This is a genomic window from Candidatus Omnitrophota bacterium, assembly GCA_028715415.1.
Classification (GTDB): Bacteria; Omnitrophota; Gorgyraeia; order Gygaellales; family Profunditerraquicolaceae; genus JAQURX01.
In genome coordinates, this window is record JAQURX010000007.1 from 15748 (window position 1) to 39454 (window position 23707).

Here is a 23707-nt window from a genome sequence, read left to right on the forward strand (position 1 = left end):
TAACCAAAATACGCATTTTTTGAAGGTTCGGAAGGAACCTGCGCATAGTCCAGCGGCTGATTTTGCTTCCAGTTCCGCCTTTACTTTTGGCTAAACCTTTTCTAGTGACAGTTTTCCCTTTGAGTTCGCCTTTTTTGCATATAGCACATTTTTTTAACATGTTTATTCACTCCTATTATGTAGATTCTTTAGAGCTTAAAGTATACTTGAAAATACGCGATTGTCAAGATAAAATGAGTACCTATGAGTGAAAAAGACTTAAGATTGCTTAAATTCCCCCAGGTCCTTGTTGTTGAGGCGTCAGCCGGGAGTGGGAAAACCTATTGTTTGGCCAAAAGGTATATCCAGCTCTTAATTCAGCCAGGGCTTAACCCTAACAATGTCCCTCTTAATACTATCTTAGCTATTACTTTTACGAATAAAGCCGCTCTTGAGATGAAAGAGAGGATACTTGAATTCTTAAAAAGAATAGCTTTGGATAAGTTTTCCAGCCAGAAAGAAAAAGACGAATTTCTTTCTTTTTTAAGCCAGGATAAAGCAGAAGCTCAGGAAAAAGCACGTGTTATTATGGATTACCTGGTTAGAAACTACAATTTTTTTCAGGTTCAAACTATAGATAGTTTTATCAACGCAATTCTTTCCGGATGCGCTTTCAGGCTTAACCTATCCGCAAATTTCAAAACCGAAGAAAACTCCCGTGATTATCTTAGTTTTAGTTTGGATAAACTTATTGATAAAGCTTCAACTCAAAAAGATACCCTTAAGCTTTTCCATTCTTTCTTAAGGCAGTATATCTACATTGAAGCTTTTACAGGCTGGTTCCCTAAACAAAATATACTCTCTACGATGAATTCTTTATTCTTTGAATTCAATAAGTATGCCGGGGATTTTGTTGGTAATAATGTAGGGGTAGAAGATTTAATTTCAGTAAGGAAAGACATTTTAAGGCTGATGGCAGAATTAAACAATCATCTTCCTAAAGGCACTGATGCACGTTTTCAAAAGAGCCTCGCTGTTTTCTTAGAGCAAAATAAAGATAACTTTGAGATTGATAATCTTTCAAATTTCTTTAAAAGAGAGGGTTTCCCTATCAACAAGGGCAATAGCGTGCCTGATGAGGTCAGGGATTTTTGGTCTGAAGTTAAGAAAAAGATTAAGGGGCTTTGTGAGTTGGAGGCTTCTTCAGCGTTTAATTGCTATATAGATATATTTGAAAAACTTGAAAAAGATTTAATTGAGCTTGCCAGCAAAGACGACTGTTTATTTTTGGAATCTTTAAATAAAGAAGCGCGCTTTCTTTTTGATAAAAGATCCATGGGGTTGCCGGAACTTTATTACCGCCTTGCTACCCGTTTCAGGCATTTTTTGATTGATGAATTCCAGGATACAAGCCTCCTGCAGTGGGAAAATCTGTTTCTAATGATTGAAGAGGCTCTTTCCACAAGCGGTTCATTATTCTTTGTTGGGGATAAGAAACAGGCGATTTACAGATTTAGAGGAGGAGAGGCTTGCCTTATTGATGAGGTAAAAGAAACCTTCAAAGATTTTAACCTGATTGAAGAAAGCTTAAACAAAAATTACCGCAGCCGCAAGGAAATCGTTGATTTCAACAATGCGATTTTTTCTTTGGATAACTTGAAACGATTTGTAAGCCAAAACGAAGAGTTATCCGCTCAAGGTTTGGAATTTGGGGTTGATGATTTAGATAGGCTTACTAATATTTTTGAATCTTCAAAGCAGGAGAGCCGAGATGATTTATTGGGTGGATATGTAGAGGGGCAAATTATAGACGTTAAGACAAAAGAAGAAAGAGATGATTTGATAAAGGAAAGAGTCATCGCATTGATTGAAGATTTGAGAAAAAGATTTTCTCTAAAGGATATCGCATTTTTAACGAGGAAAAATGATGAGGTTGAGTTGTTAACTTCTTGGTTTATGGAAGAAAGGATTCCTGTTGAATCCGAAAAAACGCTTGATATAAGGCAGAATTCATACATTAAAGAAATTGTTTCTTTCTTGAAGTTCCTGAATTCTCCAATCGATAACCTTTCTTTTGTTTCTTTTATAACCGGAGAAATTTTCTGCAGGGCTTCTGGATTAAAGTTAGACAAGATTCAGGATTTCCTCTTTGAGCTTAATGAGAATAGAAAAAATGACGCAGTGTATATTTACAGGGAGTTCCGTTTAAGATTCCCCAAGGTATGGGATGATTTAATTGAAGAGTTTTTTAAGAGCGTCGGTTTCGTCCCCCTTTATGAGCTGGTAATTAGTATCTTCAGTAGATTTAATGTCTTAAATGATTTTTCGGAATACCAGGGTTTCTTTATGAAATTTCTTGAGTTAGTCAAGGAGGAAGAAGATAAAACCTTAGATATTGATTCGTTCCTGGAATCGTTTGAAAATACAAATAGCGAAGATTTATATGTTAACGCAACGCAGACCAATGCAGTTAAGATTATTACCATACACAAGTCTAAGGGGCTGCAATTCCCTGTAGTTATTGTGCCTTTCTTGGAAATGGATGTTAAGGTGAATTCTCACATAGTTAATGCTTCCGATGATTGCTTGCAGCTGTTGCGTATTAAAAAAGAATACGCAGAATTCTCTCCGATGCTAATGGGCATTTATAGGCGTAATTATTTAAAGTCATTTATTGATGAACTAAACAGTATTTATGTAGCATTCACCCGTCCGGAAGAAGAACTTTATTTTTTTGTTTCTCCAAGAACCGGGAAAAGGGTTAATCCTGTAAGTTTGCTTGTCGCTAATAATGAATTGATAAGGAGTGGAAAGCTTGAAGTTAAGAATAGGCCGCAAGAAAACCATCCGCCTATGAAAGAAATATCCCCTTCAAAATACCGTGATTGGATTTGCCAACTGAAAGAAGAATTTATTGAGGAAAAAGTATTGGCTAATAGAGATAAAATCTTAAGAGGAGAAGTATTGCATAATATTCTTTGTAACATCGGGAATTTGTATAAGCAGGACAAAGAATTAGCTATAAGCGCGGCATTTAAGAAAGCAGTTTCCATATTCCCTGATTACAATTATTTTCAGGAATTGCTTCCTGTAATTAAGAAATTGTTAAGCGATAAAAGATTTACGCAATATTTTGAAGTTGCTTCAGGGAGTGTTTATCTGGAGCAGGAGATTGTGGATAAATATGGGAATGCCAGGCGGATTGATAGGTTAATAATTAATTCAGAAGAAGCCATAGTGGTAGACTATAAGAGTAGCGCAGAAGGCACTCTTGATTATAAAGAGCAGGTTAAACAATATATGGATATAGTGCGGGGCATATACCCTAAGTTGAAAGTCAAGGGTATCTTGTTGTATTTGGATAATTTAGGTATAGAAGAGGTTAATTAATGCAAAGAGTCGTCACTTATAATTTGGCCGATAATTTTATTGAAGAATTCTCCAGTTACTTAGAAAACAACTTTATTAAGAAAGGCCGTAATTTGAGCAAGGTTGCTATTGTGTTTGGAGGTAAAAGGCCGGCTCTATTTTTAAAGAAAGAACTTGCCGCAGGAATTAAAAAAAGTTTTTTCCCCCCGCGTTTTTTCTCTATTGATGAATTCGTTGAGTATTCTTTTTCTAAAAAGTATCCTTTCCGGAAAATTTCAGACCTTGAGGCGGCTTTTGTTATTTATAAGCTTGCGCAAGAATTATCTCCCGACTTATTAAGGGAAAGGGAGAGCTTTTCAAAATTCCTTCCTTGGGCAAGAGAGATAGTTTCTTTTATCGAACAGCTTGATTTGGAAGATACGAAATTTGATTCTTTAAAGGGTATCCAGGAAAAAGCTAATATAGGATACGATGTCCCTGAGAGTATCAATCTTCTCTTGGAAAGAATTATTTCTTTGCGGGAAGCATATCATGAAGAACAAAAGAAGAAAGGTGTTTATTCAAAGGGATTAATTTATCTTCTTACTTCACAGTGTATGGGCGATATTGATTTTAGCGAATTTGAAGAAATTATTTTTTGCGGGTTTTTCTATATTCACAAAACAGAGTTAGCCGTAATAAAAAGCCTTTATGATGCTAACAAGGCTTTACTTTTCTTTCAAGGTTCCCAGGATGAATGGAGCGTGCTGGAAAGAAATTCCCGGAGTTTATCTATAGTAATAAAGCCGGAGAATATAAAGAAACCAGAATATAAATTATCGGTATCAGCCGGTTTTGATTTGCATTCACAGGTTTGTTTGGCAAGAGACGTATTAAGAGGAATGCAGGAATTTGATAAGACTGTAGTTGTGTTGCCTGAGCCTGATCATGTAATATCGCTTCTTTCCGAGATTTCAGGTTATGTGAAAGATTTTAATGTTTCTATAGGCTACCCTTTGAAAAGAAGTTCGCTGTATTCACTTTTTGAGAATATTTTTAAAGCGCAGAATAACAAAAAGAATAGTGAGTATTATGCTAAAGATTACCTTAAGGTGTTGAGCCATCCTTTGGTAAAAAACTTGAGAGTTTTAACTAAGCCTTCGGCAACGAGGGTGCTTATCCATAAGATTGAAGAAGTATTGTTGGGTATTGAAAAAACTTCTCTCGGAGGAAGGTTATTTTTTAATCTATCGGATATTGAAGAATCTAGAGAGTTATTTGATTCTGCCCTTAAGACGATGAATAATATGGATTTGGAAGTCAGCAGAGATGAGATAAAAACTGCTTTAAAAGAATTACACGGGTTTTTGTTTGTTTCATGGGAGAAATTAAGAAATTTCTATGATTTCTCTGTAAGCCTTGAGCAGTTTCTTGATCTTTTAGTAAAAAAAGGATTTTTAGCAGGGTATCCGCTAAATCTTAAGATGATTGAGAAGATATTTTTAATAAGGCAGGAGCTTTCCAGCGCTTCGTTTAGTAAGGAAGATTTTCCGGGAGAAGAAATCTTTAAAATATTTGAAAATAAGTTGGAGAATGAGATGGTTTCATTTTCCGGCTCGCCCTTAAAGGGGCTGCAGATTTTGGGGTTATTTGAAACCCGTTCTTTAAATTTCAAGAATGTCGTTATTTTGGATGTGAATGAATCAGTCCTGCCTAAGTTAAAGATTTACGAGCCTTTGATCCCAAGAGAGGTAATGATTAGTTTGGGGTTAAACAGACTGGAGAAAGAAGAAGAGATCCAGCGTTATCAGTTCATGCGCCTTGTTGCCTCGGCAAAAAATGTCCATTTATTATTTCAGAAGCGCCCTGATAAAGAAAAGAGCAGGTTTATTGAAGAAATCATCTGGGAAAAACAAAAAAATGAGAAAACTTTGAATGTATTGGAAATCCCACAGGCAAGTTTTAAGGTTAAGGTTCTGCCGAAAAGCGCAGAAGTTAAAAAGAATTCAAAAGTAATCAGATTTTTAAAGGAGCGCGAATATTCAGCTTCCAGTATTAATACTTATCTTAACTGCCCGTTACGTTTTTATTACCAATATGTATTGGGCCTAAAAGAGAAAGAGGATTTGCTTGAGGAGCCTCTAGGCAAAGATATCGGAACTTTTGTTCACGAGTTGCTTAAAGAATCATTCTCCTTGTTTATCGGAAAAAGGCCGATAATTGATTCGGAATTTAAGAATAAGTTCAAAGCCGATTTAGATAATAGATTTAAAGATGAGTTTGAGAAGAAGATGAGGTCGGATGCTTTTCTTATTAAAGAGATACTTGACTTTAGGATGGAGAAATTTCTTCTTAATGAGGAATACAGGCCGGTAAAAGAAATACTTAGTTTAGAGAAAACATTTAAAGGGGTGCTTAACTTAAAATCAGGAAATTTTAAATATAAGTCAATAATTGATAGGGTTGATTTGTTAACAGATAACAGTATTTTAATTATTGATTATAAGACTGGGAGTTCTGATATCATGCCGTCTTCTTATGAAAAGATTGCTTCGTCGGAATTTACAAGGGCTTCGCTTAAAAATACATTAAAGTCAGTCCAGCTGCCGCTGTATCTGTATTCTGTGGAAAGCCGGGGAGAATTTGAGAATCAAAAAATCAATGCCTGCCTTTATTCATTAAGAGATATGCAGAAGAACTACGGATTGAATATGCTTTTTAAGAATGATGCTCAGGTTGCTGACAGAAAAAATATAATGCAGGTATATATTAAAGCTATGGATGCAATTTTGGCTGATGTTATTAATCCGGATGTGCCTTTTGTGGCGGATGAGGAAGATAACCGTCAATGTGAAACCTGCCCGTTTTTTTATATGTGTAGATAGTTTTATACTTTTAGCTTCGCGCTGAATATTATTACTACACATTCTTTTAATGAATCTGCCACCTTTTCTCGCTCAGGTAGATTTTGCCCCGCCTTTGGCGGGGGGCCGCCAAAGGTCTTTCGCATTTCGGTGGCTGCTGAACTCGCGCCTCGTGTTCTCACTCGGCGCTCGAACAGCATCGCCATCCCGATATTGTCCCGCATTCGCGGGACATCGGGATTCCCTCAATGCTCAAGCTGCTTTGGCTAAAATCTACATTCGCTCGAAAAGCCGACAGATTCATTTAATAACATGATTAGAATTTTAGTATTTTGATTCGAGGCGCATTAGAAAACTTTCGGCAATGGCTATAACCGGTAGTGCGCAAAGATTTACGAGGAGCGAAGGACGGCTCCCAAGAGAACGCTAAGCCGAAGCGACGTGGTAAATCGCAGCGCACGGCGAAAGTTTTCAGCGCCGAGAACAAAATACTAAAATTAAACGAGTGATAAACAAGACAAGGCAGACGCGTGAGCGTTACTTAACAATTCAATTGAAAAATAGTTCTTTTGATGATATAAATCTAAGAGGTAGACTTAGAAAAGGAGTGCTTTAGGCAGATATGCTAAGAATTATTTTTTTACTAATATTTTTATCGTTTAGCGGCCTGGCAAACGCGGATATTATCAATTTTAAAGACGGCACTTCTATTGAGGGAGAGGTTATTTCGGAAGATAATCAGTCTATCAAAGTTAAGCAGTATATTAATTCTGCGGTGAATGCGATTACTTATTGCTCTAAAGCGGATGTAGCAAAAATTGAAAAAAAACCCTTGCCGCAGATAAAATTAGTTTCTCCAGCAAAGGAAAAAGAAGAATTTGAGATTATAAAAATCAGTAAGCCTACAAAACCAAAATTGGCGAAGGTAATCAAGAAAGATGAGCCTGTTAATAGTAAGAAAAGTAATGATAAGGATGTGAAAAAAGAAGTTGTTAAGAATAAAGAGGCAGAACAATTGCCTCAAGAAAAAGAAAAAACAATTCCTGTCAAACCCTCAAATGCCGCAAAAGAAAACAGCCCGGAAAAAACAAAAGCCTTAAATAAAATCGTTAAAGAAGTTGTAAAAGAAAAATCAAAACCGGTTGTTGTGCCTGTAGTTGTGCCTGTAAGAGAGCCTGTTAAAGAAAAATCTGCGGGAAAGAAGAGGGTTGAACCAGTTAAAAAACCCACTCAAACTCCTAAGGAGAAGGCTTCAAAGCAAGGGTTGACTTTTTTTAAGCCCATACCGAAGGCTTTGTCTGGTTATAAAGTAATTTCGCGGAATGAAAAGGATTTTATCGGCTCTAAAAAGATGGATAGGGTTGAATATCTGATTTCTGTTCCCGTTCCGGCCAGTAAATCACAATTAAAACAAGTTTTTTCAGACGTTTTAAACCGTGAACTTAGGAATAATAAAAGCCTGGATGCGCTTTGGGTCACGGTTTATGCTGATGGGTCCACAGTTAAAGATATGCCTCGCGCCTACGGTATTTGGTCTCCTCAGGGGGGTTGGGATGATTTTGAGGATACCGTTGATAAGTCAAAATACACCTGGAGCTACAGATTTTTGTATTAAAGTAAGTTTTGAATTTTCCAAGCCACCGTATTTTTAATACAATCCTATTAAAAGAAAATATTGTATAAGTTTTAAGATGTGTTAGAATTATTACACTATAATTAATTGGATATTAATAGGGAGGAATGAAAAATGGTTGAATTTGGAGATTATAAGGGTAAGCCGGTAATGATTATAAGAAGAGATGAAAATGACAGGTTCCCTTTTTCCTTTGGCCTAAGTAAGGCTAAGTTAATTCTGGAGAATATTGAAGAAATAAGGAAATTTGTTAAAGATAACGATAAACAACCGTAAAAAGCCCGCCTTCCAGTATATAAAACAAGAGGTGAATATATGAGAAAACAGTTGATAGTATTTTTCTTTGTTTTTTTCGTTTTTTTTCTTGTAGGGTCCTCAATCGCCCAAGAATTTTCCGCAGACTTGGTAAGTACTACCGGTGGAGTGGTTTCTACGGGCAAGATCTTTGCTTCCAAAGATAAGGTAAGAATGGAATTGCCTCAGATGATTACGATTAGCAGGCAGGATAAGGGAGTAGTTTGGATGCTCATGCCTCAAGAGAAGACTTACCTTGAGCAGCCGTTTAAGGCGGATAATTTAATGGCTACTTCAGAAAAGATTGCTAATGAGTTAGAACGTAATTTGGTAGGCAAAGAAGAGATAGATGGCAAGATGGCTTCAAAATACAAAATTGCTTTTTTGCAATCAGGCAAGAAACTTGAGATATACCAATGGATTGCGTCGGGTTCAAACATACCATTAAAGACTCAAGCGGTGGATGGAAGCTGGACAATGGAATATAAGAACCTTATAACTCAGGCTCCAAGTGTTTCAATGTTTGAGATACCAGCAGGTTATACCAAGCTTGATTACAATATTCCTGCTATGGATAATATTCTAAAGGGTTTGGGGAATTAAATATTATTATAGAATGTGTTGACTTTTGGGCAAAAATAGCGTATAATTACCCATTATGTTAAAGGGGGTGAATTAGATTGACTTTAGTAAAGGATAAAAAAGTGAAGATTATTGACGAATTCAAGGTTCATGCAAGAGATACTGGTTCCGCAGAAGTTCAGATAGCAATTTTAACCGAGAGAATTAATCTTTTAGGTGATCATTTTAAATCACACAAAAAAGATTTCCATTCTCGCCGCGGGCTGCTTTCGCTTGTTGGCAGGCGCCGCAGACTCCTCAATTATCTCAAGAAAAAAGATGTTAAGAAGTACGAAGATGTCTTAACTAAATTAAGCTTGAGAAAATAACCGTGGCATAATCAAGGAAAACAATGGCAGAACAAAATAACCTAAGGGCAAAATTTGGGAAAAACGATCTAATCATAGAAACCGGCAAGATAGCCAAGCAGGCAAATGCTTCGGTAACCGTTACTTATGGCGGTACCGTTGTGCTTGTGACTGCTTGTATGTCTAAAAAACTCAGGGAAGGGCAAGACTTTTTTCCTCTAACCGTTGAATATCAGGAAAAGACCTATGCCGCAGGAAGAATCCCCGGAGGGTTTTTTAAACGTGAGGGAAGGCCTTCTGAAAGCGAAATTCTAACCTCTCGGCTTATTGACAGGCCGATACGCCCATTATTTCCCGAAGGTTTTTTAAATGAAGTGCAGATTATGGCGATTGTTTTATCCAGCGATGGAGAAAATGATCCCGATATCCTAGCTGTAATAGGCGCTTCCACAGCTTTATCAATTTCCGACATTCCTTTTTTGGGTCCCATTGCAGCTTGCCGTGTTGCGCGAGTTAATAATGAACTCATATTAAATCCTACATATGCTGAGTTAGAGAAAGCCGATCTGGATGTTATTGTTACGGTGGGTAAGAAGGGTGTAGTAATGCTTGAATCAAAGGCTAAGGAGATTTCTGAAGAAGAATATATGGAGGCGGTCAAATTTGGCTATGATAATCTCCAGTGTATACTTAGCTTACAGGAAGAATTCGTCCGTTCAAGCGGTAAAGAAAAAGCTGCTATAGAATGTAAGAAGCTTGATCCCACATTAAGAGAGAAGATAGAAAGTTTATCTAAAGATAGATTAAGAGAAGTTTATAAATTAAGCAAAAAAGAAGAGCGTGAAGAGGCGGTTGATTTATTAGCAAAAGAGCTTGAAGAAAAACTTACGCTTGAAGGGCACCTTGCTTCCGACGTAAAAACAGGGCTTCATGATGTAGAGAGAGAGCAGGTAAGAAGAAAAATTCTTGAAGAAAATGTCCGGGTTGACGGGAGAGGTTTTAAAGAAATCCGCCCAATCAGTGCTGAGGTTTCAATTTTACCAAGGACTCATGGTTCAAGCCTTTTTACGCGTGGGCAAACTCAAAGTTTAGCAGTTACTACTCTTGGTACCGGTGAAGATGAGCAGATGATTGAAGCTCTTGAAGGCGAAAAATACAAAAACTTTATGCTGCATTATAGTTTTCCTCCTTTTAGCGTAGGAGAAACTGGTCCTGTTCGCGGCCCTGGTCGCAGGGAGATTGGCCACGGCGCTTTAGCAGAAAAATCGCTTTTGGCTGTTATGCCTGGTAAAGATAAATTTCCATATACGGTAAGAGTTGTTTCAGAGATTCTCGAATCAAACGGATCTTCCAGCATGGCCTCTGTTTGTGCTGCCGCACTTTCACTTATGGACGCAGGTGTTCCAATAAAATCTGCTGTAGGTGGAGTAGCTCTTGGTTTGGTAAAGTCCAAAGACAAAGCGGTAATCTTAACTGATATTACCGGCTTAGAGGACCATTTTGGCGATATGGATTTTAAAGTCGCTGGAACCAAAGAAGGAATTACTGCAGTTCAGCTTGATTTAAAGATTGATGGTATTGATTTAGACTTATTAAAGGCTTGTTTGTATCAATCAAGAGAAGGAAGATTCTTTATCTTGGATAAAATGCATCAAGCGCTTAATGAGCCAAGGACTGAATTGTCAACTTATGCCCCTCGTATTGAAGTTTTGAAGATTAATACTGAAAAAATCGGTGAGCTTATCGGGCCGGGCGGTAAAACTATTAAGGGCATTATTGCTTCAACCGGCGCTAGCATAGATATTCAGGATGATGGCACTGTTTTGGTTGGTTCTAGTGAAGCTGCAAAGTCACAGGATGCTATCAGGATGATTAAGGCGATAACCGATGATGTTGAAGTTGGCAGGATCTATTCAGCTAAAGTAAAACGTATCATGGCCTTTGGCGCTTTTTGTGAGATTGCCCCTCGTAAGGAAGGCTTGGTACATGTTTCTGAATTATCCGATAAATTTGTAAAGAATGTAGAAGAAGTAGTAAAGATAGGCGATGAGATTAAAGTTAAAGTTATCGGCATAGATGAATTAGGCAGGATAAATTTAAGCAGGAAACAGGCGCTTACAGAAAATAGCGGGCAATAAAGTTATTTCTAACCAGAAGAACTAAATAACGTAGTTAAGGTGAAAGAAAGAAGACTAAATGAGGTTCGAGGCGTTATTTTAGTTGCAATTGGGCTTATGATTTTAGCAAGCCTGGTTAGATTTGAACGCCTTGACTTGCCGTTTTATACATCTTCTCCTAATTTCCCCCCTAAGAATCTTCTTGGAGTTTTCGGAGCATACTTCGGCGGAATTATTGTTGCTTTATTCGGTTTCCCAACTAGTTTTGTTATCCCCGTTTTGATTTTTTTATTAGGTATTAAGTTTTTCCGGCAGCACGAGCCTTATTTGAGCGCCCCACGCCTTATAGGGATGTTTACTTTGCTTTTATCTGTCTGCTCTTTTATCGGAATGTTCAATTCCGGGAATGATTACGCGAGGTTTTACGCAGCAGGATTCTTAGGAACCTTGTTTTCAAATTTTATCACTTCTTTTTTTAGCAGGCTTGGCGGATTTATAATTTTTATTACCATAGCTATTATCTCGCTTGCTGTGGTTACGGGTAACTTGATTTCAGTTTTATTCATTGGCGGCACTAATAGTGTTAAATCAATTTTTGGACGTTTGCTCGGTAAAGAAAAACAGGGGAAAGAAACAGAGGTTAGGATTAAAGCGCCGGGTGCAATAAAGCCGTTAGACCGCGAAAAGAAAAGTGAAGTTTCGCTTTTGGATTCTTTAAAGAATAAAATTGCCGCAAGCAAAGAGGATTTTTCTAAACCTAAAATTCAAATTAAACCAAGGCCTTTAGCCTCGGTAGAAGTAAAAGTTAAGCCTCAAGAATTAAAGATAGGCGATTATCATCTGCCTTCCATTGAGCTTTTGGACCCTCCTCCGCCGTTTGAGGCGCGTCAGATTAAAGAAGATCTGGAAGGTTCCGCAAGGATCCTTGAAGAGACTCTGGAGGATTTTGGGATTTCAGCTAAAGTGACGGATGTTGAGCAAGGTCCTGTTATAACCCGGTATGAATTAGTCCCTGCTCCGGGCGTAAAACTTAATCGCATAGTAGCTTTAAGCGATGATGTAGCTCTTGCAATGAAGGCTCAGTCTGTGAGGATTATTGCCCCAATCCCGGGCAAGGGAAGCGTTGGTGTTGAAGTCCCGAATATGCAAAGCAGCTTCGTTATGTTAACAGAGGTGCTTGCTTCAAAAGAGTTCCAGTCAGCTCGTTCCAAGTTAACGCTTGTTTTGGGAAAAGATATTACTGGCCAACCTATCGTAGCTGACCTTGATGATATGCCGCATCTTTTGATAGCCGGAACTACCGGATCAGGAAAAACGGTTTGCGTGAATTCCATGATTTTGTCGCTTCTTTATAAATCAACTCCGACTGAATTAAAGCTTTTAATGGTTGATCCGAAGATGGTTGAGCTCATGCCTTTTAATGGGCTGCCGCATCTTTTATGCCCGGTTGTAACCGATGCTAAAAAAGCAGCTATTGCTTTAAATTGGGTAGTAACTGAAATGGAAGAGCGATATCAGCTTTTGGCGAAGATAGCAGCGCGTAATATAGAAAGTTATAATGAAAAAATAAAAGACGGAGAAAAACTTCCGTATATAGTTGTTATTATCGATGAGTTTGCGGACCTTATGAGCGTTGCGCGCGATCAGATTGAAAATGCGATTACTCGTTTAGCCCAGCTTTCCCGCGCAGTAGGTATACATTTAATATTAGCAACACAAAGGCCGTCCGTTGATGTTATTACGGGGGTCATTAAGGCTAATCTTCCGGCAAGAGTTTCTTTTAAGGTGGCCTCAAAGGTGGATTCCCGCACGGTGCTTGATATGAATGGGGCGGATAAGCTTTTGGGAAAAGGAGATATGCTATTCTTACGTCCCGGAGAATCAAAATTAATCCGCATTCAAGGGACTCTTGTTAGCGATAAAGAGATTGAAAGAATAGTTGAATTTATCAAGGCCCAAGGCGAACCGATTTATGATGAGGAGATTCTTAAGGAGCAGCATAAATCAGGAGTTTCTGGAGGCCAAAAAGACGAGCTTTATGATGAGGCAGTCAGGATAATTATTGAAAGCAATCAAGCCTCTGTTTCAATATTGCAAAGGCGTATGCGGCTTGGATACACTCGGGCTGCCCGTATTATTGACTCAATGGAGGAAGAAGGCCTCGTCGGTCCTTTTGAAGGAAGTAAGCCCAGGAAGATCCTTGTAGATAGGCAGGCCTGGCTTGAAAAAAGTTTAGTCCCCGAGAATAAGGAGCAAGGTTAATTTTATGGAAAGCATAGGAGCAAGGCTTAAAAAAATACGTTTGGAAAAAGGTGTCAGCCTTGAAGAAATCCAAAAGAGGACTAAGATCCATCCTAATATATTAAAATCAATAGAAGGAGATTCTCTTAGCGATATTAATCCCGTATATCTTAAAGGTTTTCTAAAGATTTATTGTAATTCTCTGGGGATTGATCCTAAAGATTATATTGTTGATCATAAAGAGGCTCGAACTTATTCAAAAATTGCAAAAGTTGTCAATTCAGAAGATCAAGAACCAAGCCTTAAGAAAAAAGAAACAACTTCTTTTAAGGCGAATCCAATTAACTTGAGTTCTTTCAGGCCTTCTAAAACAGTTAAGAAAGCTATAGTCTTAGGTTTGGTAGTTATTGTTATAGGTTTTGGGTTGATAAAGATAGTAAAGTTTATTTCTTTCAAACATAAAGAGAATTTGGCTAAAAAAGCAATTATTTCTCAATCTTTGAGTAAAGCTCCAGGAAAAGAGCAGAAGCCGACGAAGCCTTCAAAGAAATCAGCTAAACAACAAACTTCAAAATCAAAAGCTTCGACAGTTAATGAACAGAAAGTCCAAGCTAAGGAAACGCCTCGTATTGTTGAAGCCACAACTAAGAAGGAAGTCATCCCTTTAAATAAGGAATCTATGCAAGGCATAAGATTGGGGATAAGGGCATTGGAGAATTGTTGGATTTCTTTAAGGGTTGATGGAAGGGTTGTTTTTCAGCGCGTCCTGGAAAAAGGAAGATTTGAAAGTTGGCAGGCAAAAGATAAGATGGAGCTTTCTTTAGGCAATGCAGGTGTGGTTGAAGTAGAGGTTAACGGCCAGCGGTTCGAAAGTTTGGGCAGAAAAGGCCAGTCGCTAAAGAATATTTTAGTTAATAAAGAAGGATTAAATATAAATAGATGAAAGCTAAAATTGGAATCCTAAGCTTAGGTTGCCCGCGTAATCTTGTTGATTCCGAGGCTATCCTTGGCCGCCTTAATTTTAAAGGGCATTCTATTGTAGATATCAATAAGGCTGATGTAGCATTGATTAATACTTGTGCTTTTGTTGAGGATGCCAAGCGTGAATCTATAGAGGCAATACTTGATTTGGTCCAGCTTAAGAAAGAAGGTAAATTAAAAAAAATAATTGTTTTCGGCTGTCTTGCCCAACGCTATAAGGATGAATTGCGCAGGAAACTTCCGGAAGTGGATGCTTTTATAGGTAAGGTTTCTTTGAATCATGAACAAAACAGATACCCTATTACCCCGGAGCATTTTGTTTATTTGAAGATTTGTGAAGGCTGCGTTAATAATTGCAGTTTTTGTATTATCCCAAAGATAAAAGGAAGATTTACCAGCCTTGATGAGAAATCGATTCTTAGAAAAATAGAGTTATTTGACAATAAAAAGACTTCTGAGATTAATATCGTAGGGCAGGACATCTCAGGATACGGGATAGACATTTTTGGAAGGCCCAGCTTAGCCGGGCTTTTAAAGAAAATTGATAAAAAATTAAAGAATACGCATTGGCTAAGGCTTCTTTATTTAAATCCCGCGCGTATTGATGATGATTTGCTAAAAATTATTAGGGATAACCCTAGGATTTGTAAATATATAGATTTGCCTATTCAGCATATAAATGATAGAATCTTAAAGCTTATGAACAGGCAAGTTACAAAGAAGCAAATTTCTGCTCTTATTGAGAAGATAAGAAAAACAATTCCTGGAGTTTGCTTAAGGACATCGGTTATTACCGGTTTTCCTTCTGAATCCGATAAAGAATTTAAAGAGTTGTCAGATTTTATTTCTGAAACAAGGTTTGAAAGGTTAGGAGCTTTTGTTTATTCCAGAGAGGAAGGGACCAAGGCTTATGATTTTAAGGCTCAGGTTCCTAAGAAAGTTAAGGTAGGGCGTTTTGATAAAATTATGCTTATCCAGCAGGAAGTTTCCAGGGAATTTAACAAAAAGCAATTAGGTAAAGTTATTGAAGTTTTAATTGATGAGAAAGATAAAGATATCTATCTTGGACGAAGTTCTTTTGATGCGCCAGAGGTAGATGGCGTTGTGTATGTTAAATCAAAGAATAAATTAAAGCCAGGTGATTTTGTCAAAGTTAAAATTACCGATACTTTTGAATATGACCTATCAGGAGAGGTGCTAGAATGAATATAGCTAACAAAATAACAATTTCAAGGATTGTCCTTACTTTTGTATTTATGTTCTTTTTGTTCTGCCATGGGCTATGGGCAAAGGTTGCTTCTTTGATTATTTTTCTTTCCGCAGCACTTTCAGATTTCCTGGATGGAATGATTGCCAAGAAAAGAAATATGATAACCGATTTTGGACGTCTTATGGATCCTATTGCGGATAAAATTCTTGTGATAGCAGCATTTGCTGCTTTTGTCCAGATGCAGTTGATTGAAGCTTGGATGTTTGTGATTATAGTTTCCCGCGAAATCCTTATTACATCCTTAAGGCTTTTTGCTTTAAATAAAGGTAAGGTTCTGTCTGCAACGCGTGCGGGAAAACATAAAACTGTTTCTCAGATGCTGGTTATATTTTCTATTTTAGGTTTTATTGTCACCAAAGAAGTGATGTTGACTTATTTTACCTGGAATCCCGACTGGGAGAAAGCATTCCGTGAGGGAATATATCTTCTAATGTTGCTTACAGTAGGACTTACGCTTTATTCAGGCATTTCTTATCTTTGGGATAACCGCAAGATAATCGCAAAGTTATAGAGGCATTCCTTTGAATTTCTACAATATCCTTGTAAAGATATTAAGTTCATTCTTTTTTGTCGGCTACCTGCCTTTAATCCCGGGGACTTTCGGAAGTTTAGCCGGGATTTTGTTGATTTATTGTATCGGCGGGAATACCAGCAATGTTTACTTGCCATTTTTACTATTCCTTATATGTATCGGGTATCTGGTTTGTACTCCGGCAGAAAAATTGATGCAGAAGAAGGACCCAAAGTTTATCGTCATTGATGAAGTTTGCGGTATGCTTATCAGCTTGTTATTTATCCCTTTCCAAACGCAATGGGTAATCGCCGCATTTTTGTTGTTCCGCATCCTTGATACTATAAAGCCTTATCCGGCAGGACAGCTTGAAAGATTAAAGGGAAGCTTAGGTATTATGGGAGATGATATTGTTGCGGGTATTTATACAAATATTATTCTTCAGGTAGTCTTAAGGTTTACTTTAGTTAAAGCTTCATAGACCGGGCCTTGCGAGGTAAGGCTGCTCTTAAAGAGTGTAATCCTGTCTACAAGAAATTCCGCATTAATAGGTTTATTTTCCAAAGCTTTCAAAGCGTTTACTAATTTATCTTTATTTAATGTTGATTTTACCCTGCCGATTGTAATATGGGAGGAGAATTCTCTTTCTTCTTTTGCAATCCCGATTTTTTCAACCCCATCTTCAATAGACCTAACAAGGTCTTTAATCTCTTTATCGCCTTTATTAACACCTACCCAGATTATCCTTGGGAAGTTCGGTTTCGGAAATACTCCAATTGATTTAATATCCATTTTAAAGCAGGTGGTATTTTCTGAGATATTCTTAAGCAGGCGGGAAATTTCTTGAGCTATTCCTTCGTTAATTTCCCCTAAGAATTTTAACGTTAGATGGATGTTGGGCGCTTCAGTCCATTTTACCTGAGCACCGGATGCTTTTAATTCATTTTGCAATCCAACAAGCTCTGATTTTACCCTATCCGGTAAGTCTATGGCGATAAAGCAACGCATAGTAATAATTCCAAGCTTTTTAGTGCAGCTTTTTTCCTGATTTCAGTGCGAGTCCCCTTAAATAAATATTCATTGCAAACAATCTTATTTTTCTTTGCGACTGCAATAAACACTGTACCTTTGGGTTTATCTTGGGTGCCTCCCGAAGGGCCAGCTATACCGGTAATGGCAATTGAAAAATCGGTTTTGGCTAGTTTCATTACTGATTTAGCCATTTTTCTGGCAACTTCTTTTGAAACAGCGCCTTTTTTGAGAATAATAGAGTGATTGATTTCTAAAATTTTTTCTTTTGACTGGTTGCTGTATGTTACAACGCCTAATTTAAAGTATTTTGAGCTTTGTGGCAGTTGGGTAAGAAGGTTTGAGAGAAAGCCGCCTGTACAGGATTCAGCAATAGAAATGGTTTTGCTGCGTTTTAAAAGGGCAATATGTACTTGTCTTACAATGTTTTGCACCATAAAATTATTATATAACTTTCTTATTGTATTGACAAGTCAAGATTTTATGGTATACTAACAATAATTAATCTTCGGGGTCCTGCCAATATTAGGCAGGAGGTGAAATTCCTGACCGGCGGTTAAGCCCGCAAGCCTTAAAAAGGCATGATCTGGTAAAATTCCAGAGCCGATTGTATAGTCTAGATGAGAGAAGGTTAAAAGTAAATTATACCCGGAGAACTATCTTCGGGTTTCTTATTTTTGGAGAGCTTATGTTTAATTCCATATCAGAGATATTAGAAGATCTTAAGCAAGGCAAGATGGTTATTGTGGTAGATGACGAAGACCGCGAGAACGAAGGCGATCTTTTAATGTCCGCAAGTTTTGCCAAGCCTCAGGATATAAATTTCATGGCTAAGTTTGGCAGGGGGCTTATTTGTGTCCCTATGAAAGAAGATCGTTTAAGCCAACTGGAATTTGAGCCTATGTTAAAGAAAGCAGGGGTTGCTAAGGAAGATCCTTTTGCAACTGCCTGGATGATTTCAGCTGATGCGGCTTCCGGTATAACTACCGGCATTTCTGCGTATGATCGTGCGCATACAATTGAAACATTGATTAACCCGCAATCAAAGCCCGAAGATTTAATTCGTCCGGGGCACATCTTTCCTTTAAGAGCTCGTCGTGGCGGAGTATTAGTCAGAGCAGGGCATACTGAAGCTGCGGTTGACCTAATGAGGCTTTGTGGCTTATATGAGGCGGGAGTAATCTGTGAAATTATGAATGATGATGGCTCTATGTCCCGCCTTCCGCAATTAATTGAATTTTCAAAAAAGCATTCGTTAAAGATTTGCACAATTGCTAACTTGATTGAATACCGAAGGCGCTCTGAAAAACTAATTGAACGTTTGACTGAGACAATCCTTCCTACTGAGTTTGGAAAATATAAATTAATTTTATACCGTGATTTGACAAATAATAAAGTTCATAGTGCTTTAGTTATGGGGGAATTAAAAGAGCCTCAAGTCTTAGTGCGGGTGCATTCCGAATGTATGACAGGGGATGTTTTCGGCTCTTTGCGCTGTGATTGCGGAAGGCAATTGAAACAGGCAATGCAATCAATCGATAAAATTAAAAGCGGAGTTGTGCTTTATATGAGCCAGGAAGGCCGTGGAATCGGGCTTGTCGAAAAGATTAAGGCTTACAATTTGCAGGATAAAGGTATGGATACGGTTGAGGCCAATGAAGCATTAGGGCATGCTGCGGATCTTAGGGATTATGGGATAGGCGCGCAGATCCTGGTAGATTTAGGGATCAAAGAAATCCGCCTTCTTACAAATAATCCTCGTAAGATTGTAGGGCTTGAGGGATACGGGTTAAAGGTGGTTGAGCGCGTTCCTCTGGAGGTTGAGCCTAATGCGGCAAATTATAATTATCTTAAAACAAAAAAAGAGAAGTTAGGGCACAATTTGAATATAGAATAATTTTTATTAATGGGAGGGTTGAAGAAATGATAAAGAAGGCTGAAGGTAATTTGATTGCAAAAGGAAAGAAGTTTGCTATTGTCGCATCACGCTTTAATGATTTCATCACTAAGGAGTTGATTTCAGGGTGCACGGATACGTTGCTTAGGCATGGAGCTCAAGATAATGATTTGACTGTAAGTATGGTCCCGGGTGCATTTGAAATTCCTTTGGTCGCCCAGAAATTGGCAAAGTCAAAATCATTTGATGCTATTGTTTGCCTTGGAACAGTTATCCGTGGGGCAACTCCGCATTTTGATTATGTGGCAGCAGAAGTCTCAAAAGGTATCGCTAAAGTTTCTCTTGATACTGGAATTCCTGTGGTATTCGGAGTTATCACCGCAGACACAATTGAACAAGCAATTGAGCGCGCTGGGACAAAAGACGGGAATAAAGGCAAAGACGCTGCTTTATCTGCAATAGAGATGGTAAATTTACTGGAACAGATTAAATAATATGAGAAAACGCACACAAGCCAGAGAATTCGCTTTACAGGTCCTGTATCAAGTGGATATTACAAAAGATAATTATGAAGTTTCTTTAGAAAACTTTTGGGCCTCACATCTTGAGGAGAACATTGAAGAAGAACTAAAACAGTTTGCCGGGGAGCTTGTTAAGGGAGTTGTGGAGAATCTTGTTGAAATTGATAAAAAGATTTTGCAATTCGCGACCAATTGGCGCCTGGAGCGCATGGCAGTTGTTGATAGAAATATCTTAAGAATGAGCTCTTTTGAGCTTTTGTTCCGTGATGATATCCCACCGAAAGTTTCAATAAATGAAGCAGTGGAACTTGCCAAAAAATATTCCGGCCTTGAGGCAGGAAAATTTGTTAACGCTATACTTGATAAAATAAAATTAGAAAAGAATAAGTGAAATTCGCGGACCTGCATTTACATACAGTATATTCAGATGGGACATCTACTCCTGAAGAGCTGGTTTTAGAAAGCGCCAAACGCTCTTTATCTTGTATCGCTGTAGTAGACCACGATACAGTCAAGGGGATAGATGGGACTATCCTTGCAGCAAGCAAAGAGAATATTGAAGTTATCCCGGGGATAGAGTTAAGCGCAGAATACAACGGATTAGAAATCCATATCTTAGGGTATTTTATAGACTATAAAAATGAAGTGCTTATAAATAAACTGGAGGCTCTTCGGCAAAATCGTATTGAGCGTGTTTATAAGATAACCGATAAATTGAAAGAATCAGGTATTAATTTAAATCCAGATTCTGTTTTTGGTATTTCTGGAATGGGTACGGTAGGCAGGATGCATATTGCCCGTGCCATGGTAAAGGAAGGCTTTGTTAATTCTACTTACGAAGCTTTTAAAAAATATATAGGCGATAATTGCCCTGCTTATGTTTTAGGTTTTAAATTCAGCCCATTTGAGGCAATTAATTTAATTAAAGATTTCCAAGGCATACCGGTATTAGCCCATCCTTACATAATAAAGAATGATGATTTAATCTTGGAATTAATAATGAACGGGATTATGGGGCTGGAGATTTATTACCCTGAACATTCCCAATCCATGATAAATTACTATCTTGAATTAGCAAAAAAATATAATTTAGTAGTAACCGGTGGGTCGGATTTTCATGGTGAAGCCAAGCCTGACGTTAAGATTGGCTGCATGAAACTTCCTTATGAATTTGTAGAAAAGATGAAAGAAGCAAGGCAGAAGAATACATGAAAAAAGATCATCAGTATTACATGAATTTGGCTTTAAAATTAGCTCTTAAAGGTAAAGGCAGGACTTCGCCAAATCCCATGGTGGGGGCGGTGGTAGTAAAAGATGGAAAGATTATCGGCAGGGGGTTCCATGCAAGGGCGGGGTTGGCGCATGCGGAGATAGTTGCTTTAGATGAAGCTGGAGAAAAAGCAAAAGGAGCAACTCTTTATGTTACGCTTGAGCCATGTGCGCATTTCGGCAGGACGCCTCCTTGCGTTGACAGGATAATCGCAAGCCAAGTTAAAGAAGTCATCATCGGGATGGTTGATCCAAATCCGGTAAACAATTCAAAGGGCTTAAATATTCTTAAACAGCATCATATTAAAGTAGAGGTAGGTTTTCTTGAGGACAAAATAAAGAAACTAAACGAATCATTCATAAAATATATTACAAAAAGAATGCCGTTGGTTACGGTAAAAATTGCCCAGTCATTGGATGGCAGGATTGCGACTAAAACCGGGGAATCAAAATGGATAACTTCGGACAAGTCGCGTGCATTTGCCCATCGCAGGCGCAAGGATTTTGATGCGATTATGGTTGGTGTAAATACTGTGCTTCGGGATAACCCAAGCCTGGACGCCTGGTTTTCCGATAAGCATCCAATAAAGATTATTATTGATAGCCAATTGAGCACTCCGGAGAACTCTATTATATTTTCAAATAATCGCCAGGTTATCATTGTTACTTTGCCTGCAAAGCCCGGGCAGGAAACAGAAAACAGGAAGATTCTTTCACAGAAAGCAATGATTCTGGAAGTAAAAGAAAAAGACGGGCAGATTAATCTAAAAAGCATGCTTAAAAGATTAGCGCAGTTGGGAATAACAAACATCCTTGTTGAGGGCGGTGGTACGTTAATCGGCTCTTTATTTGATGAACATCTGGTAGATAAGATCATGTTTTTTGTAAGCCCAAAGATTATCGGCGGAAAAGAGGCGATTAGTTCGGTTATGGGAAGCGGTATTTCGCGCATAGATAAGGCGATTAAGCTTAAAGAATTAACCCTTAAGCGTTTAAGTGATGATTTATTGATAGAAGGATATATAAAATAGAATGTTCTCAGGGATTGTTGAAGAATTAGGAGTTGTTAGGAGTATTTCAAAGCGTGGGGCAGTTAATATTATAGAAATAGAGGCGAAAAAAGTTTTGATTGATGTAAAAATTGGAGATAGTATTGCGGTAAATGGCGTGTGCTTGACAGCCGTAAAGCAAAAAGATAATTTGTTGTCATTTGAGGCAATGTCGGAGACTCTAAAGGTTACTAATCTCGGGGTTTTAAGGATAGGAGAAAAGGTAAATCTTGAGCGCAGCCTAAAGATAGGGGATCGTTTATCCGGGCATTTTGTTTATGGCCATGTTGATTGCTCGGGGGTAGTGCGTAAGAAAAATAATCTTAATGGTAATCTATGTTTTGAAATAGCTATCCCTCCTAAATTCTTAGGGTGGGTTATTCCAAAGGGTTCGGTAGCAATTGATGGTATAAGTTTAACGATAGTTGATAGAAAGCCGGGAACTTTAAGGGTTTATATTATTCCTCATACATTAGCGAATACAACGTTAGGTTTTAAAGGAGTTGGTAGCAAGGTTAATATTGAATTTGACATCCTCGCCAAAAACTAGGGGACGGTTCTATTTTTTCTAGAACTCAATTCTTCAAAAAATAGAACCGTCCCCTGTTTTTATTGCCAATAGTTACATTTTTTGTTATACTAAAAAGATAAATTTAAGACGGGGCGTGGCTCAGTTTGGTAGAGCGCAGCGTTCGGGACGCTGAGGCCGACAGTTCAAGTCTGTCCGCCCCGACATAACAAGTTTTTAAAATGAAAAAACAAGTTCATTTGTTTTTTAGTGGGCGGGTGCAAGGGATAGGTTTCCGGTATACCGCAGAGAACTTGGCTAATAAATTGGATGTTACCGGTTGGGTAAAAAACCTTCGTGACGGAAGGGTTGAAGTTTTAGCTCAAGCGGAGGAAGAGGTTTTAAAGGATTTTTTAAATAAGCTAAGCGATTACTTTTCTCGCTACATAAAAGATGTTGAAGTAAGTTGGCAGGATGCTTCCGGAGATTTTAGCGGTTTTGAGGTAGAGTTTTAAAGGAGTTTCGCTTAAAATGCGCTACGGAATCTTTTCCGATGTTCATTCTAATATTGAAGCACTTAATGCTGTAGTTAGTGCTTATGAGAAAGAAGGTATTGATAAATACCTTTGCCTTGGAGATGTAGTTGGTTATGCCTCTTCTCCGAAAGAATGCATTGGTTTGGTAAGCTCTGTTTCAGATGTGGTTATTGCCGGCAATCACGATTGGGCTTGTGTTGATTTATTCTCAGCTAAATATTTTAATTCACTTGCTGCAACTGCCATTAAATGGACAAAAGAACAGCTTGTTGAAGAGAACAAACTGTTTCTTAGGTCTTTGAAATTAAGCTACAAGAATCAGGATTTAGCATTAGTCCACGGTTCGCTTGACAACCCGGGTAATTTTAATTATTTGATTGATAGCAGCACAGCAAAGGAAACATTTGCTCTTATGCAGAATAATATTTGTTTTTTAGGGCATACCCATATTGCAGGAATCTTTATTCAAAACCCATCCGGTAAGATTACTTATCAGCAGGATCAGCGCGTTAAAATTCAAGATAATAATAAGTATATTATAAATGCAGGTAGTGTTGGACAACCAAGAGACGGAAATCCGATGGCAGCATATTGTATTTATGATACACAGGAAAAACAAGTTCAGATTAATAGAATAGAATATGATTGGAGTTTAACAAGAGAGAAAATAATTGCTTCGGGGCTTCCAAGGTTTCTTGGAGACAGGCTTTTAACGGGGAATTAATAAATTT

General features: G+C 38.0%; 22 protein-coding genes, 1 tRNA gene and 1 riboswitch. Of the genes, 21 read left to right on the forward strand and 2 right to left on the reverse strand.

Going from position 1 to position 23707, the window contains the following annotated elements; genetic code table 11:
- The first annotated feature begins 243 nt into the window (after window positions 1–243).
- The 12 genes from PHO70_04090 to PHO70_04145 all read left to right on the forward strand — a co-directional run bounded on the left by PHO70_04090 (window position 244) and on the right by PHO70_04145 (window position 16648).
- Window positions 244–3369, forward strand: a complete 3126-nt coding sequence (locus tag PHO70_04090) for a UvrD-helicase domain-containing protein (protein MDD5432151.1) — start codon at window positions 244–246, stop codon at window positions 3367–3369.
- Entirely contained in the window at window positions 3369–6212 is a 2844-nt protein-coding gene (locus tag PHO70_04095; protein MDD5432152.1) for a PD-(D/E)XK nuclease family protein, read from the forward strand. Before PHO70_04090 ends, PHO70_04095 begins: the two co-directional genes overlap by 1 nt.
- 601 nt (window positions 6213–6813) lie before the next feature.
- The gene (locus tag PHO70_04100) at window positions 6814–7806 is read left to right on the forward strand and encodes a hypothetical protein (protein ID MDD5432153.1); all 993 of its coding nucleotides are present in this window, start codon (window positions 6814–6816) and stop codon (window positions 7804–7806) included.
- A gap of 132 nt (window positions 7807–7938) precedes the next feature.
- Window positions 7939–8100 carry a hypothetical protein gene (locus tag PHO70_04105; protein ID MDD5432154.1) on the forward strand — a complete coding sequence of 54 codons (162 nt, stop codon included), beginning with the start codon at window positions 7939–7941 and terminating at the stop codon, window positions 8098–8100.
- Between the two features lie 39 nt (window positions 8101–8139).
- On the forward strand, window positions 8140–8721 hold the full coding sequence (locus PHO70_04110) for a hypothetical protein (protein MDD5432155.1): 582 nt from the start codon (window positions 8140–8142) through the stop codon (window positions 8719–8721).
- Window positions 8722–8798: 77 nt separating this feature from the next.
- Complete coding sequence (rpsO, locus tag PHO70_04115; GenBank protein MDD5432156.1) at window positions 8799–9068, forward strand: 30S ribosomal protein S15; 270 nt, start codon at window positions 8799–8801, stop codon at window positions 9066–9068.
- 23 nt (window positions 9069–9091) lie between these two features.
- The gene (gene pnp / locus PHO70_04120; GenBank protein ID MDD5432157.1) at window positions 9092–11185 is read left to right on the forward strand and encodes a polyribonucleotide nucleotidyltransferase; all 2094 of its coding nucleotides are present in this window, start codon (window positions 9092–9094) and stop codon (window positions 11183–11185) included.
- Window positions 11186–11224: 39 nt separating this feature from the next.
- Window positions 11225–13426 carry a DNA translocase FtsK gene (locus PHO70_04125; protein MDD5432158.1) on the forward strand — a complete coding sequence of 734 codons (2202 nt, stop codon included), beginning with the start codon at window positions 11225–11227 and terminating at the stop codon, window positions 13424–13426.
- Window positions 13427–13430: 4 nt separating this feature from the next.
- Window positions 13431–14348, forward strand: a complete 918-nt coding sequence (locus tag PHO70_04130) for a DUF4115 domain-containing protein (GenBank protein ID MDD5432159.1) — start codon at window positions 13431–13433, stop codon at window positions 14346–14348.
- Entirely contained in the window at window positions 14345–15592 is a 1248-nt protein-coding gene (locus PHO70_04135; protein MDD5432160.1) for a MiaB/RimO family radical SAM methylthiotransferase, read from the forward strand. Before PHO70_04130 ends, PHO70_04135 begins: the two co-directional genes overlap by 4 nt.
- On the forward strand, window positions 15589–16167 hold the full coding sequence (pgsA, locus tag PHO70_04140; GenBank protein MDD5432161.1) for a CDP-diacylglycerol--glycerol-3-phosphate 3-phosphatidyltransferase: 579 nt from the start codon (window positions 15589–15591) through the stop codon (window positions 16165–16167). The genes PHO70_04135 and pgsA overlap by 4 nt, the downstream gene beginning before the upstream one ends.
- A gap of 10 nt (window positions 16168–16177) precedes the next feature.
- Window positions 16178–16648, forward strand: a complete 471-nt coding sequence (locus tag PHO70_04145; protein ID MDD5432162.1) for a phosphatidylglycerophosphatase A — start codon at window positions 16178–16180, stop codon at window positions 16646–16648.
- Here PHO70_04145 and thpR read toward each other — a convergent pair.
- Window positions 16609–17175 (reverse strand): RNA 2',3'-cyclic phosphodiesterase, encoded by a 567-nt coding sequence (gene thpR / locus PHO70_04150; GenBank protein MDD5432163.1) that lies wholly within the window; start codon window positions 17173–17175, stop codon window positions 16609–16611. The genes PHO70_04145 and thpR overlap by 40 nt on opposite strands.
- Window positions 17154–17633: a CinA family protein gene (locus tag PHO70_04155; protein MDD5432164.1), complete on the reverse strand. Its 480-nt coding sequence runs from the start codon at window positions 17631–17633 to the stop codon at window positions 17154–17156. The genes thpR and PHO70_04155 overlap by 22 nt, the downstream gene beginning before the upstream one ends.
- Before the next feature lie 81 nt (window positions 17634–17714).
- Window positions 17715–17832, forward strand: a riboswitch (FMN riboswitch).
- A 52-nt stretch (window positions 17833–17884) separates the two neighbouring features.
- Between PHO70_04155 and PHO70_04160 the strand changes: the two genes are divergently transcribed.
- The 9 genes from PHO70_04160 to PHO70_04200 all read left to right on the forward strand — a co-directional run bounded on the left by PHO70_04160 (window position 17885) and on the right by PHO70_04200 (window position 23700).
- Entirely contained in the window at window positions 17885–19093 is a 1209-nt protein-coding gene (locus PHO70_04160) for a bifunctional 3,4-dihydroxy-2-butanone-4-phosphate synthase/GTP cyclohydrolase II (GenBank protein ID MDD5432165.1), read from the forward strand.
- A 26-nt stretch (window positions 19094–19119) separates the two neighbouring features.
- Complete coding sequence (gene ribE / locus PHO70_04165) at window positions 19120–19587, forward strand: 6,7-dimethyl-8-ribityllumazine synthase (protein ID MDD5432166.1); 468 nt, start codon at window positions 19120–19122, stop codon at window positions 19585–19587.
- A gap of 1 nt (window position 19588) precedes the next feature.
- Entirely contained in the window at window positions 19589–20005 is a 417-nt protein-coding gene (gene nusB, locus PHO70_04170; protein ID MDD5432167.1) for a transcription antitermination factor NusB, read from the forward strand.
- Window positions 20002–20826 (forward strand): PHP domain-containing protein, encoded by an 825-nt coding sequence (locus PHO70_04175; GenBank protein MDD5432168.1) that lies wholly within the window; start codon window positions 20002–20004, stop codon window positions 20824–20826. The genes nusB and PHO70_04175 overlap by 4 nt, the downstream gene beginning before the upstream one ends.
- The gene (gene ribD, locus PHO70_04180) at window positions 20823–21914 is read left to right on the forward strand and encodes a bifunctional diaminohydroxyphosphoribosylaminopyrimidine deaminase/5-amino-6-(5-phosphoribosylamino)uracil reductase RibD (protein ID MDD5432169.1); all 1092 of its coding nucleotides are present in this window, start codon (window positions 20823–20825) and stop codon (window positions 21912–21914) included. The genes PHO70_04175 and ribD overlap by 4 nt, the downstream gene beginning before the upstream one ends.
- Before the next feature lies 1 nt (window position 21915).
- Window positions 21916–22482: a riboflavin synthase gene (locus PHO70_04185; protein ID MDD5432170.1), complete on the forward strand. Its 567-nt coding sequence runs from the start codon at window positions 21916–21918 to the stop codon at window positions 22480–22482.
- 109 nt (window positions 22483–22591) lie between these two features.
- A tRNA-Pro gene (locus PHO70_04190) sits at window positions 22592–22665 on the forward strand.
- 17 nt (window positions 22666–22682) lie between these two features.
- A complete protein-coding gene (locus tag PHO70_04195) occupies window positions 22683–22955 on the forward strand; it encodes an acylphosphatase (protein ID MDD5432171.1) in 273 nt (90 codons plus the stop codon).
- Window positions 22956–22971: 16 nt separating this feature from the next.
- Window positions 22972–23700: a metallophosphoesterase family protein gene (locus tag PHO70_04200; GenBank protein ID MDD5432172.1), complete on the forward strand. Its 729-nt coding sequence runs from the start codon at window positions 22972–22974 to the stop codon at window positions 23698–23700.
- Window positions 23701–23707 lie beyond the last annotated feature (7 nt).